The following is a 12,788-nucleotide window of genomic DNA, read 5'->3' on the forward strand; positions in this document are numbered from 1 at the left end:
GTTTTAGCTAATTACATTAAACTTGCATTATATCTCTTCTGTGACTTATTTAGATATTTTCTATTGGGAAAAAATGCTTAACAAACAACAAATTAAACAAACGTTAATTCTCGGTTGGCCAATCTCGTTACAGAATATTTTGGTCACATTATTGAGTATGATTGACGTTGTTATGGTGAGCCATTTAGGTGATGCCGCCATTGGTGCCGTTGGTTTAGGTAACCGCGTCATGTTTGTTGTTATGGTTATTATATTGGGTCTTAGCTGGGGCGTTGGGATCTTAGCAGCGCAATATTATGGCGCAGGACAAACAAAAAGAATCCGCTTAAATATTCTTATCGGCAGCATTTACGGCATTATTGCGTTAATACCTATTATTGTTTTAAACATCTTTTACGCTGATTCCATTCTTGCTTTAGGCACAGACAATCAAGAAGTTATCTCTTTGGGACAAAGTTATCTATGGATAACTATGCCAAGTGTTATTTTTGTTGCTGTCACTCAAGTTATTGAAAACGCCCTACGCAGTATCAACCAAGTTAAATTACCGTTAATTTTTAGTGTTGTATCTATCATTCTTAACGTTATTTTAAATTACTGGTTAATCAATGGCGGTTTAGGTGTTGATGCTATGGGAGTCTCTGGCGCCGCATTAGCCACTACGCTATCTAGATTGTTTCAAATGCTCATTCTGTTAGCCATTTTAAAATATATTAAACATGAACTTTCAGTGAAAAGATCTGACTTTGCTTTATTAGGCAATAAGGCCGATTGGACTAAACTGTTAAAGCTAATAGTGCCTATTATGCTTAGCTCTGGTGTTTGGGCATTAGGCACATTCTGTTATCAACTTATATACAGCCGAATGGGTATTAATGAGCTAACTGTGATCAGTATGTTATTACCGATTGAGGCATTAATTGTATCCTTGTTTTTTGGTATTGCTTCTGCCTGCTCGATTATGGTCGGTCAGCACCTTGGCGCAAATCGTAAGGTTGAGGCATGGAATACGGCAAAAACATTTGCACTACTATCCCCTTTTATTGCTATCTTTGTTGGGATACTTTTATTGTTGGCTCAAGAATATATTTTATTACCTTATCAGGGTGCATCTGCTGAGTCTTTAGCTTTGGCTAATCAAGCATTTGTGGTGATCACTTTATTGTCTTGGATGAAAGTGATTAACATGACGTTGGCAATGGGTGTATTACGAGCTGGCGGAGATAATAGATTTTGCCTAATAACGGATACAACTGCTATGTGGTGTGTGGCATTACCATTAACATTTTTGGCGGCTTTTTATTGGCAATTTGCCTTTGTGTACGTACTGCTTTTTTCTTATTCTGAAGACTTTATCAAAGCGTTTATGTTTGGCATAAGAGTCAAAAATAAACGCTGGATGAATAACTTAGCTGACAAGAATTAAACAGCCTTCTCGTTATTACGAGCTTTAAACAAATAAGCGATACCAATACCTGAAACAAATCCCCAGAAGTGTGCCGCCCAAGAGATATAAGGCAACATATTAAATAGTGATAACAAAGCGCCACCAAATAGAACAAATGCCAAAATCGCACTAAACCAACTACGTAAACTCGGATTGAAAAATGCTTGAGTGAATAAAAAGCCAATCAGCGCATAGACAAGACCAGATGCACCAACAACAAGCCCTCCACTACCAAATAACCAAGTGCCAATACCTGAGCCTAATATACCTAACAATAAAACATACCTAAGCTGTTTACTGCCAACCGCAAGCCTAACTAAAATTCCAGTACCTAATAAAGAGATACTATTGGAAATAATATGACCAAAACCACCATGTAAAAATGGTGAAAATATAATTCCCATTAAACCAGATAACGAACGAGGGCGAATACCAAAACTATTAAAGGTGGCAAAGGGAATAAAGAAATCGATTAAAAACACAATCCACATAATCGTTAAAAGTAACAAAATGTCTTTTGGTAAAAACTTATTAACTGTTGGGTTATTTAACACGGATGTCTTTGGCGTTGAAGTATTTGGCATCGGGCTATTCTTCTTTTAGTAATTTAATAATATCGACCAAAGCGTCTTGCTCTACGTTTAGCACTTCGATAATGGCTACAAACAAATCGGCAGAGAACATACCTTTACTTACTTTACTGCGCAAATTCTCTGGGGTCATAACCAAACCATACTCTGCTAACTTATCCGCAAGGTCATTGTATTTTAATCCTTTTAACATCATAGCGGAACGAATGTAACGTGCTATTGTCTGTTTGTAAGGTGTCATTGCTTTACGGTTTTTGACGCTTTGATTTTGATCCATTACATTAGCTCTCAGTTTTGCCTGATTATTAATTTATACCAATAATAGTTAATAACGATTCGCAAACTTGATAAAAGTTTCAAACCTAAAGTTGGGTTATTAATCATTTGGTATGTTGCATTTATAGCATAAAAAATAATTAATACGCAATTTTTGTGTCTTGATGTTGACATAATAAAACATAGTGCTATATTCGTGACCTATGTTACACAAATATAAAAAAGGAACCACCCATGACTTGGAGTAACACTTCTTTAAAAACGCTAGCCGAATCTCAACCGGATTGGGTAGTTGAAGCGGAAGGCGACTGCCTTTCTATTTCAAACGATGAAGGTATCGATGCGTTTGTTTATGTTGGCTCGCAACAAATTATTGTTGAAACTGCCTTATTTCCAGCATCAGATGTTACCGATAAAGCAGCATTAAATGATTTGATTTTACATTCACATCACTTATTACCGTTAACAGCAATTTGCATCAATAAAATTGGCGACCAAGATTATTACGTCGCATTTGGTGCCTTATCTGTTGCTAGTAAAGATTCAGTGGTTGTAGAAGAAATTGAAACCTTATTTGTTAACACCAGCGAATTTTTAGATTTATATAACCAATTTCTAACTCAGGAGAAAACAGCATGAGCTTAAAAAAATTATGGACTGCATTACGCGGCGCGACGAACGAAAGTCTTGAAGCTGTTGCCGATAGCCAATCGATTCGAATACTAGATCAAGAATTACGAGATGCAAAAAAAGAATTGCAGGCTTGTGATGAAAACCTAACAAAAATAATGGCTAAACGTAAATTAACGGAAGCTAAAACTAAGTCGTTAACGAGTGAAGTTGAGACTTATACTAATCACGCTATCGCAGCCAGTGAAAAAGGTGATGAAGCATTAGCAATTGAATGTGCTGAACGCGTTTCAGAATTAGAAACTAATTTAGAAGTAGAACAAAGCATTCTAACTGGTTTCACAACGTCTGAAAAAACGTTAAAAGCCAACATAGCTAAAGCAAAAACCAATGTACGTAGAATGGAACAACAAATTGACCAAGTTAAAGCAACTGAGTCAGTTCAAAAAGCACAAGTTGCTGTTTCATCTCGTCACATGGGTGCAAACACTAAAGTGAAAACAGCGCTAGATAGCTTAGAACGCATCAAGCAAAAACAGCAACAACGTAGTGCTGAACTTGAAGCCGCTGAAGAGCTTGCTAATGAAGAATCTGGCAGCAGCTTAGACGCTAAGTTAAAGCAAGCTGGCATTCAACCAGGTGGCGAAGTTAAAGGTAGTGACAAACTAGCCCAACTTCTAGCAAAGAAAAAAGGGTAAAACCTTAAGTGATAAAAAAACAGTGCTCCCAACCGCACTGTTTTTTTCGTTTTGTGCTTATTAATATTTGAGTTGTCATTATGTTCAGTAAAATTTTCGGTAAAAAAGAAGAAGTTAATCCATTAGAAAATACACCAAGTATTATGGGATTAAGAATTGGCGGAAGCTTCGATGTTGATCCGCTATTGTTACGTTTAACAGAAAGTGAACTTATCGTTAGTGGCTGCTCACCAACGCAAATAATCCAAGCTGCTGGTATTGTCGATTTAGACGGCACTTGGGTATATCGTTTTTACACCGATGACGAGGCTTTTTTACAGGTTATCGCTGAGGGCGGGCAAAATGATGAACACGTTGTTGATGTAAAATTGTTTCATTTCTATGATACCCTCGAGATCGCAGACAAAGCGATATGGGATGAAATTCTCAGCAAAAAAATTGGTACGCCGACGTATGATTTAGAGTCGCAAACATTTGAACGCGTTTGGACTTCGGCCAGTGAGTATCACAATCCAGTGCATATGGCAGAAAAAACGTTTGATGAAACTGGCGAAAGTTCTGAAACAGATCAATTTACTATGTTGTTTGAAAGACCTATATCGGGTAATAATACCGAATCATTATTTATCTCAGCCGAAGAAAAATTAGAAGAAGCTGGGTATTTAAGTCGCTGTTTAGTAATAAGTACTGGTATTACATTATCAGCAGCGCAAATAACAATTCACGGTTAATCTGGTAATTAAGAGATTAACCAATCACTGACATTAACATTTGTTTAACAAGGACATTCCATGGAACATAACTTATTAACAGCCGTCGCTAACTTCGGTTTATATTTTGGTTTATCAATCGTATTTTTGGTTGTATTCAAATTCGCTTACACTTTCATCACGCCACATGACGAATGGAAGTTAATTAAAGAAGAAAAAAGTACCTCTGCCGCGATTGGTTTTGGTGGTGCTATTTTAGGTTTTTCACTTGCCTTAGCAGGCGCTGCAACTAACTCTGTATCGGTTGTTGATTTTGCCACTTGGGGATTAATCGCTTTAGTTGCTCAATGTCTTGCTTTTGCCATTATCCGTTTTGGCTTTATGCCACGCATAGTACAACGCATTGAAGACAATGAAATAAGTGCTGGTGTTATGTTAGGTGTTATTAATGTTTCTATAGGTGTTTTAAACGCTGCATGCATGAGCTACTAAGGAGAATTCTGTGAAACGTTCTCAATTTATTAATTTAGACTTGATGCGCAAAGTTAAACCTAAGTTTCTTTTGCGCCCTATCGCGCTTGGTATTACCGCAGCTTTATTATCGGCATGTGGCAATAACCAAGAAGTAAAGGTAGTGAGTTCAGTTGACGATTGTGTCAGCAATACCTCGCTCGATTTAGAAGAATGCGAAATAGCTTACAAAAGCGCATTAGCTGAGTCAGAAAAAACCAGTCCTAAATATAAGACAATGAATGCTTGTGTGTCTGAGTTTGGTCCTGATCAGTGTGTACAAAGTCAAAATCAAAGTATCTTTATGCCATTAATGGCTGGTTTCATGATCAATGAGTTATTGTTCAACCGAAATCGTAATTCCTATGGCGGTTATTACAACCCAGTTTACCGTTACAATCGACCTTACTCTTCACATCATAATTCAATGATGTTGGCCGATGGAACTTCAATTGGTAAATACGGTAAAAGCTCATATAACGTCAGTAAATCTGCAACCAAACAAAAACCTATGGTTACTAGAACAGTTTCCCGTGGTGGTTTTGGTTCAGTTGCATCTGCTAAGTCCAATTGGGGCGGTGGTAGCAAATCTAGAGGCTGGGGCGGATAGTTTATGTTGCGCTTACCCATAAAAGAACGTGATGGTTGGCAAGCTAAAGCCGAAGAGTTCGGCTTTAAGTTTCATACCATGTACGGCGAACAATATTGGGACGAAAGCGCATACTATCAATTTACTTTAGAGCAAATTGAACAAGACTTAGAAGCACCAACTGAAGAAATACACAAAATGTGTTTGGCCGTTGTCGACAAAGTGATCAATGACGACGAGTTAATGACTAGATTCTGTTTGCCAAAGCAGCATTGGAATTTTATTCGTCAGTCTTGGCTAAATGGTGATCCGAGTTTATATTCAAGATTAGATTTTGCTTATTCAGGCGATGGCCCAGCCAAACTTTATGAAAACAATGCAGACACCCCAACCAGTGTTTACGAAACCGGATTTTGGCAATGGTTATGGTTACAAGACAACGTTGATAATCACACATTAAATAAACGTGCCGACCAATTTAATAGCCTGCAAGAAAAACTGGTTAATCGCTTTTCAGACCTACAATTTCTAACGCCTGACCGACAATTGCATTTTTCCTGCTGTAAAGACACAGAAGAAGACCGAGGCACAGTTCAATACTTAGAAGATTGTGCTAACGCTGCCGGTATCAGCACTAAGTTTGTGTATATTGAAGATATTGGCCGAGATAAAGACGGTAACTTTACTGATTTAGATAACCAAGTGATCTCATGGATGTTCAAGTTATATCCTTGGGAATTTATGATGCAGGAAGAATTTGGTGAATTGTTGGGCACCAACAATATTCGCTGGATAGAACCACCTTGGAAAAGCATTTTATCTAATAAAGCGTTATTACCAATGTTATGGAAAATGTTCCCAAACCACCCAAATTTATTACCCGCTTTTTTTGAAGATGAATTACATAAAGCCAAAGATATTAATCGCTTAGTAAAAAAACCTATTTTTTCAAGAGAAGGCGCAAACATCTCTTTTCTGACTAATAAAGATGGTGTATTTGTTCCTGAAGAACAATTGTCCGATGCAAATCTATCTGACGGACCTTACGGCAAAGAAGGTTACATCTACCAAGCTGCCTACATGCTGCCGCAATATGGGAAAAATCATACTCTTATTGGTAGCTGGTTGGTTGACGATCAAGCCGCTGGCATTTCAATGCGGGAAGACTCTGGGCCTATCACCCAAGATATGAGCCGTTTTATGCCTCATATTATTTTATAAATTAACTTTAAGAACCAACCACTTTACCGTTAGAATAAGCTTTCATCTTATTGGGCTTAACGCCTTCAAACCATACAGATAATTTCCTTAATGAAAAATATAATTTTATTTATGCTTGCCGTCCTAATATGGGGCTCAACTTGGCTAGTTATTACTTTCCAACTTGGTGATGTTCATCCACTGGTTTCTGTATTTTATCGTTTTGCTATCGCGGCCGTTATCCTGTTGATTTATGCCAAATGGAAAAATTTATTTAAACCATTGAATGCAAAATCCCACATACTTCTAGCCTTGCAAGGTATATGTTTATTTGGCATTAACCACTGGGCTGTTTATCAAGGTGAGCATTATATTACCAGCGCTTTAGCAGCGGTAATGAGCACGTCTATTATTTACCTTAATATTTTATTTGGTTGGATTTTATTGGGTAAACCTGTTGCTAAGGAAGTCTTAGGCGGTGCAATAATTGGCGTACTTGGGATCATTTTACTATTTTTGCCTGAACTAACAAAAAGTGAAATGAGCCAACTTGCTTATTGGGGTTTAGGTTTGGTTTTTGTTGGCAGTATCTTAGCGTCTTTAGGCAATATAACCTCTGCTTATACACAACAATCTGGAATTGCCGTTACTCATGCAAATGCATTAAGCATGAGCTATGCGACCATTTTCTTAGCTTTGATCATTGCAGTTTCAGATATACATTTTAGTTTTAGTTATACCTTTGAATACATATCGTCTTTGTTATATTTAGCCATTTTTGGCTCTGTAATCGCATTCTGGGCTTACTTAACGTTAGTTGGCAATATAGGTGCCGACAAAGCGGGTTATGCAGTATTAGTTTATCCAGCTATCGCTCTTATTCTATCTTCATTATATGAGGATTACTTATGGTCCTGGCAAAGCTTTTTGGGGTTAGGATTAATTGTATTGGGTAACTTAATAGCCATGAATAAGTGGCAACAAATTGGATTAGCTTTACGTATTTCTAAAACCAGAATTCGCGGCTAACTTATCTAAAATTCACTTTTGTTATATAAAATCACATTTATTTTAAACTGTTCCATCTGCAAGTAAGCCTTTAAGCAAAAGGCTTTTATTCATTCTCGTTCTAAAAAAGTATTTAATTACATTCACATTTAAACTATTTGAAACTTTGTTGCGACTATAATGGGTAATCAAATCAAAGATGAATTAACTATGATAAAAAATACCTTAACCGCAATAATTTTTTCACTTATGTCACTTGGTCTTTTGGCCGCCGATAGAATTGAACATGTATTTCACCATGATAAATCAAAAGTTAAAATTGATGGCGAGCTGTCAGAAAAAATTTGGAGTAAAGCCACCAAATTCACTTTAGATTACAATATAAACCCAGGTGATAATTCGCCAGCCCCAGTAAAAACAGAGATAATGTTATACGAAAATGGCAAAAGCTTATTTGTCGCTTTTATCGCCCATGACCCAGATCCATCTAAAATACGTTCATACTTTCGTGACCGCGATACCATGTTCCAAGATGATTTTGTTGGTATTGTTATCGACACATTTAACGACGAACGCCGTGCTTATGAGTTTTTTGTAAATGCTTACGGCGTACAGGGCGACCTTATCAAAGATGATACTCAAGGTGGAAGTGAAGACAGTAACTGGGATGCAATCTGGAACAGTGCTGGCGTAATAACCGACACTGGCTATATCGTTGAAATGGAGATCCCATTTAATGCCTTACGCTTTCCAAGTGACAAAGACGAAATGACATGGGGAATTGACGCCTTACGAATATATCCACGTGACACCCGAATGGTATTAGCCAGTAATAAGTCTGACCGTTCAATGGATTGTCACTTGTGCCAAATCAGTAAGATAAGTGGTCTTAAAGACATTAAGCAAGGTAACAACTTCCAATTAACACCTACGTTAACGTCTTCTCGCTCAGGTTCTAAAGATAATGTGCCAGGACCTTGGCAAAATGGCGACCAAAAAACAGATGCTGGAGTTGATTTACGTTGGGGGATCAACCAAGAATTATATTTAAATGCCACGGTTAATCCTGACTTTTCACAAGTGGAAGCGGATGCAGCTCAGCTCGATGTAAACAATACCTACTCCTTATATTTTGACGAAAAACGCCCATTCTTCTTAGATGGTAAAGATTACTTTGATACCCAGCGTATGAACTTAGTACATACACGTAATATCTCATCTCCTGAATATGGTTTAAAACTCACGGGTAAAAATGGCGGCAATACTTATGGCCTATTAACCAGTAACGACAAAACCACCAATTTTTTAATGCCCGAGCATTCAGGCTCTGACATCGCAGAATTAGAGATGGAATCTGAAGTGATCATTGCTCGTTATCGCATGGATGTTGGCCATCGTAATAATGTTGGTGTCTTGTTAACTAACCGTTCAGGGGAAGGTTATCGCAACACCGTTGCTTCTGTTGATGGACGCTACCAATTTAATAAAGCGGATAGCTTTTCATATCAATTGGCTCAATCAGACAGTAAAAATCCACTGTCAGTACAAGATGACTTTGGTGTTGATAGAGCACAAACCGATAATGCAATTAGTTTGCAGTACAACCACAAACATCGTGATTTTAATATTGGAGCAAGTTATTCCAATTATGGTACTGATTTTAGATCTGACTTAGGTTTTACCAGCCGAGTTGATTATGAACAGGCCGTTATTTATGGTGATTATGTTTGGTATGGCGAGAAAGGCAGTCAATGGACACAATATGGAGTGTATGGTGACTGGGATAAAGCGTATTCTCTAGATGGGATAATGTTGGAAGAAGAAATAGAATTGTACGGATACTTAAAAGGACCAAAACAATTTTATTCTAATTTTGGTGTACTACAACGTAACAAATACTGGGATGGCCAGTATTATAAAGAAACAAACTTCTCTCAATACTTTGAGTTTAATCCGCTATCCAATATAACTCTAGGTGCTTATTATAGATTGGGTGATGCTATCGATTATGCCAATAGTCAACTTGGTGATATTTGGTTACTAGAGTCTTTTGCCAACATTAAATTAGGTAAACATTTGTCAAGCGACATTAACTATACATACCAATCTCTAGATGTTGCAAATGGTACGTTATTTACCGCCAATCAATTTGATATACGGGTAAATTATCAGTTCAGTTTAAAAAGTTATCTACGTTTAATTGTTCAATATACTGATATCGACAGAGACGCTGATTTGTATTTAGACGACGAAGTCGACAGCAACAGTAAGTATATGAATACCCAGCTGCTTTACGCTTATAAAATAAATCCACAAACTTTGTTTTACTTAGGTTACGCCGATGGCGGATATCAGGATGACAACTTAAGCAAAATAGAAAAAGATAGTCGAACTGTATTCATGAAGATGAGTTACGCTTTTCAGCTATAATTTTCATTATAAATAGTATCTTAAATAACAAAAATGAAATGCCAAATTATATATTTGGCATTTTTATTTAAGGTTATATAAACGTAATTATCAGTTCATATCCAATTCTTGCATCTTACGAGTGATAGTATTTCGTCCCCAACCAATGCGTTTAGCCGCTTCTTGTTTGTGACCTTTGGTGTGACGTAATGATATTTCAATTAATGCTCGCTCAAAATTAGCTTGAGCTTCTTTAATTACATCTGACTTTCCTTGAGAAAGCTGATCATCCAACCAAACTTCAAACGAACTTACCCAGTTGCCATTTGCTTCTTGCATTTGACTCGACTTTTGGTAAATAGGTTTATCTAAGATCTCAGGAGGTAAATCATCAATCAGAATATCTTTACCACTGGCCATAACCGTTAACCAGCGACAGGTATTTTCTAACTGCCTAACGTTACCAGGCCAAGCGTAATGGGATAGAAAATCAGCTGCTGTTTTTGATAGCTGCTTTGATTCCACACTTAGTTCTTTTGCCGCTTGAATTAAAAAGTGTTCACATAACTGGGGGATATCTTCTTTACGATCTTTCAGCGCTGGAATATGAATACGAATAACATTCAAACGATGAAATAAATCTTCTCTAAATTTACCCTGCTCAACCAAACTCTCAAGATTTTGATGGGTTGCTGCAACAATTCTTACATCAACCGAAACCGGCTCATGACCACCAACTCGATAAAACTGACCATCTGCCAATACTCGTAACAAACGTGTTTGTATATCAAGTGGCATATCACCAATTTCATCTAAAAATAATGTGCCATTATTCGCTTGTTCAAATCGACCTTTACGGGTTGACGCAGCCCCTGTAAACGCGCCTTTTTCATGACCAAATAACTCAGACTCAATGAGTTCTTTAGGTATTGCTGCCATGTTTAACGCAACAAAGGTATTTTCTTTACGCGGGCTGTGTCTATGCAATGCATGAGCAACTAATTCTTTCCCCGTTCCAGATTGACCATTGATTAATACACTCACACTAGAGCGAGATAATCGTCCAATTGCCCTAAAAACTTCCTGCATTGCTGGAGCTTCGCCAATTATCTCTGAGACTGGACCTTGCACAGAGTTCTTCTTTTTTGAGCTGCGTTTCTTAGAGTGTTCTACTGCTCGTTTTGCTAATGCGATCGCTTCATCGATATCAAAAGGCTTAGGTAAATATTCAAACGCGCCTTGCTGGTAAGCATTAACTGCGCTGTCCAAGTCAGAATGGGCTGTCATTATGATCACAGGAAGGTTTGGATGACTTACCTGTAATTTATCTAATAACTCAATACCATCCATTTCAGGCATTTTTATGTCTGAGATAATGGTATCTGGTTCATCGTAATCTAAACGTTGTAACATCATATTGGCTGATGCAAATGACTCTACTTCAAAGCCTTCTTGCGATAAGGCTTTTTCTAAAACCCAACGAATTGAATTGTCGTCATCGACTATCCACACTCGACTCATAAGTCACTTCCTTCATTATCTTGAATAATGGGTAAATAAATATTAAATGCTGTTTTACCAGGCATACTCTCTACTTCTATTTTGCCACGATGTTGATCTATTAATGTTTGGGTTATAGAAAGTCCCAAACCATTGCCATCGGATTTTGTAGAAACCAATGGATAAAAAATTGTGCCTATTAATTTTTCACTAATACCAGCACCATTATCGATAATAGATATTTTAATAGTTTGCTTAAAACGCTTGTCCTGCATAACAACGTTACCTGCAAAGCGTGTTTGCATAATTAACGTTGGAGTTTCATCGCTTGTGGTTTTATCAAAATGTTCCGCTAACGCTTGCATGCCGTTGCGCACAATATTTAACACAGCCTGCTCTATTTGATTTGGGTCTAAAACCGTTGTTGGTAAACTTGGATCGTAATCTCTTTGAAATGAAACATTCGCTGGCTTATCTAGCATGACCAAACTAAATATTCGTTCTAATACGACATGGATATTTGTCGCCGAACGTTTTGGTAACGCATTTGGCCCTAATAATCGATCCACCAAGTCACGAAGCCTATCCGACTGCTCCATGATCAATTGGGTATATTCTTTTAATTCATCCGAATCTAAACTACGACTTAATAATTGCGCCGCTCCACGAATTCCACCAAGTGGATTTTTAATCTCATGAGCTAAGCCGCGAATTAAATGTCTGGATGCACTTATATGATGTTTTTGTGCATTTTCTTGATTTATTTTACGTAAATTATCATTTTGTCTTATTTGTAGCAGACAACCAATCTCACCATCTAAATGCATAGAGTCCGCAGTTACTTCTGTAGTTATGCTACGACCGTCGGCAAACATAAACTCAACGTCGTTATCAAAAAAACTACGATTACACTCCCATAACTCATCCAACAAACGTTCAGGAAAAGTATGGCGTATAAATAAATCCCATAATTTAACGGTCGCCAACTTCTTTTTACTTTGACCAAACATCATAGATGCTTGTTGATTACAAAAGCGGATATATCCATCTTGACCAATAACAATTACAGCTAAACTCAATTGTTCCAGGATTTGGAAGCTTTTTGAAACCGGTGGTGTTTTTGTCATATTCTTTCCGTACCATACAGGCACTAAAATAGTGCAATAAAATTTAGTTTAAACCTAATTGGTTAAAACACCCAATGTTTCGCACTAAATTGGG

At 37.3% G+C, this 12,788-nt stretch carries 13 protein-coding genes; 9 read left to right on the forward strand and 4 right to left on the reverse strand.

Annotation, left to right across the window (positions count from 1 at the left end):
- Nucleotides 1–73: 73 nt before the first annotated feature.
- On the forward strand, nucleotides 74–1,426 hold the full coding sequence (locus Q0940_RS05155; protein ID WP_299265044.1) for an MATE family efflux transporter: 1,353 nt from the start codon (nucleotides 74–76) through the stop codon (nucleotides 1,424–1,426).
- Here the strand turns inward: Q0940_RS05155 and Q0940_RS05160 are convergent.
- Both Q0940_RS05160 and Q0940_RS05165 read right to left on the reverse strand, forming a co-directional pair.
- Nucleotides 1,423–2,031, reverse strand: coding sequence for a rhomboid family intramembrane serine protease (locus Q0940_RS05160; RefSeq protein WP_299265048.1), 609 nt, complete (start codon nucleotides 2,029–2,031; stop codon nucleotides 1,423–1,425). The two genes, Q0940_RS05155 and Q0940_RS05160, sit on opposite strands and share 4 nt — an antisense overlap.
- Nucleotides 2,032–2,035: 4 nt before the next feature.
- Complete coding sequence (locus tag Q0940_RS05165; RefSeq protein ID WP_299265052.1) at nucleotides 2,036–2,314, reverse strand: DUF6471 domain-containing protein; 279 nt, start codon at nucleotides 2,312–2,314, stop codon at nucleotides 2,036–2,038.
- Between the two features lie 233 nt (nucleotides 2,315–2,547).
- Between Q0940_RS05165 and Q0940_RS05170 the strand changes: the two genes are divergently transcribed.
- The 8 genes from Q0940_RS05170 (at nucleotide 2,548) to Q0940_RS05205 (ending at nucleotide 10,088) form a co-directional block, all read left to right on the forward strand.
- Complete coding sequence (locus Q0940_RS05170; RefSeq protein WP_299265056.1) at nucleotides 2,548–2,952, forward strand: DUF2170 family protein; 405 nt, start codon at nucleotides 2,548–2,550, stop codon at nucleotides 2,950–2,952.
- On the forward strand, nucleotides 2,949–3,641 hold the full coding sequence (locus tag Q0940_RS05175) for a PspA/IM30 family protein (RefSeq protein WP_105051658.1): 693 nt from the start codon (nucleotides 2,949–2,951) through the stop codon (nucleotides 3,639–3,641). The genes Q0940_RS05170 and Q0940_RS05175 overlap by 4 nt, the downstream gene beginning before the upstream one ends.
- 80 nt (nucleotides 3,642–3,721) lie before the next feature.
- The gene (locus Q0940_RS05180; RefSeq protein WP_299265063.1) at nucleotides 3,722–4,372 is read left to right on the forward strand and encodes a YjfK family protein; all 651 of its coding nucleotides are present in this window, start codon (nucleotides 3,722–3,724) and stop codon (nucleotides 4,370–4,372) included.
- 60 nt (nucleotides 4,373–4,432) lie between these two features.
- Complete coding sequence (locus tag Q0940_RS05185) at nucleotides 4,433–4,843, forward strand: DUF350 domain-containing protein (RefSeq protein WP_299265066.1); 411 nt, start codon at nucleotides 4,433–4,435, stop codon at nucleotides 4,841–4,843.
- 10 nt (nucleotides 4,844–4,853) lie between these two features.
- Nucleotides 4,854–5,471, forward strand: coding sequence for a DUF1190 domain-containing protein (locus tag Q0940_RS05190; protein ID WP_299265069.1), 618 nt, complete (start codon nucleotides 4,854–4,856; stop codon nucleotides 5,469–5,471).
- A 3-nt stretch (nucleotides 5,472–5,474) separates the two neighbouring features.
- Complete coding sequence (locus Q0940_RS05195) at nucleotides 5,475–6,671, forward strand: glutathionylspermidine synthase family protein (RefSeq protein WP_299265072.1); 1,197 nt, start codon at nucleotides 5,475–5,477, stop codon at nucleotides 6,669–6,671.
- Nucleotides 6,672–6,761: 90 nt separating this feature from the next.
- Nucleotides 6,762–7,679, forward strand: coding sequence for an EamA family transporter (locus tag Q0940_RS05200; RefSeq protein WP_299265075.1), 918 nt, complete (start codon nucleotides 6,762–6,764; stop codon nucleotides 7,677–7,679).
- Between the two features lie 159 nt (nucleotides 7,680–7,838).
- Nucleotides 7,839–10,088 carry a DUF5916 domain-containing protein gene (locus Q0940_RS05205; RefSeq protein ID WP_299265080.1) on the forward strand — a complete coding sequence of 750 codons (2,250 nt, stop codon included), beginning with the start codon at nucleotides 7,839–7,841 and terminating at the stop codon, nucleotides 10,086–10,088.
- A 90-nt stretch (nucleotides 10,089–10,178) separates the two neighbouring features.
- Here the strand turns inward: Q0940_RS05205 and glnG are convergent, their stop codons facing one another.
- Together glnG and glnL are read right to left on the reverse strand one after the other, a co-directional pair.
- Nucleotides 10,179–11,588, reverse strand: a complete 1,410-nt coding sequence (glnG, locus tag Q0940_RS05210) for a nitrogen regulation protein NR(I) (protein WP_299265082.1) — start codon at nucleotides 11,586–11,588, stop codon at nucleotides 10,179–10,181.
- Nucleotides 11,585–12,694 carry a nitrogen regulation protein NR(II) gene (glnL, locus tag Q0940_RS05215; protein ID WP_299265085.1) on the reverse strand — a complete coding sequence of 370 codons (1,110 nt, stop codon included), beginning with the start codon at nucleotides 12,692–12,694 and terminating at the stop codon, nucleotides 11,585–11,587. The genes glnG and glnL overlap by 4 nt, the downstream gene beginning before the upstream one ends.
- Nucleotides 12,695–12,788: the final 94 nt, after the last annotated feature.

Source organism: uncultured Psychrosphaera sp. (assembly GCF_947500655.1).
In the GTDB taxonomy this organism is placed as follows: Bacteria; Pseudomonadota; Gammaproteobacteria; order Enterobacterales; family Alteromonadaceae; genus Psychrosphaera.

Coding starts and splice junctions, on each gene's coding strand:
- Q0940_RS05170 (WP_299265056.1), top strand. CDS start 2,548: ATGACTTGGAGTAACACTTCTTTAAAAACGCTAGCCGAATCTCAACCG.
- Q0940_RS05205 (WP_299265080.1), top strand. CDS start 7,839: ATGGGTAATCAAATCAAAGATGAATTAACTATGATAAAAAATACCTTA.
- Q0940_RS05155 (WP_299265044.1), top strand. CDS start 74: ATGCTTAACAAACAACAAATTAAACAAACGTTAATTCTCGGTTGGCCA.
- Q0940_RS05160 (WP_299265048.1), bottom strand. CDS start 2,031: ATGCCAAATACTTCAACGCCAAAGACATCCGTGTTAAATAACCCAACA.
- Q0940_RS05200 (WP_299265075.1), top strand. CDS start 6,762: ATGAAAAATATAATTTTATTTATGCTTGCCGTCCTAATATGGGGCTCA.
- glnL (WP_299265085.1), bottom strand. CDS start 12,694: ATGACAAAAACACCACCGGTTTCAAAAAGCTTCCAAATCCTGGAACAA.
- glnG (WP_299265082.1), bottom strand. CDS start 11,588: ATGAGTCGAGTGTGGATAGTCGATGACGACAATTCAATTCGTTGGGTT.
- Q0940_RS05165 (WP_299265052.1), bottom strand. CDS start 2,314: ATGGATCAAAATCAAAGCGTCAAAAACCGTAAAGCAATGACACCTTAC.
- Q0940_RS05185 (WP_299265066.1), top strand. CDS start 4,433: ATGGAACATAACTTATTAACAGCCGTCGCTAACTTCGGTTTATATTTT.
- Q0940_RS05175 (WP_105051658.1), top strand. CDS start 2,949: ATGAGCTTAAAAAAATTATGGACTGCATTACGCGGCGCGACGAACGAA.
- Q0940_RS05180 (WP_299265063.1), top strand. CDS start 3,722: ATGTTCAGTAAAATTTTCGGTAAAAAAGAAGAAGTTAATCCATTAGAA.
- Q0940_RS05195 (WP_299265072.1), top strand. CDS start 5,475: ATGTTGCGCTTACCCATAAAAGAACGTGATGGTTGGCAAGCTAAAGCC.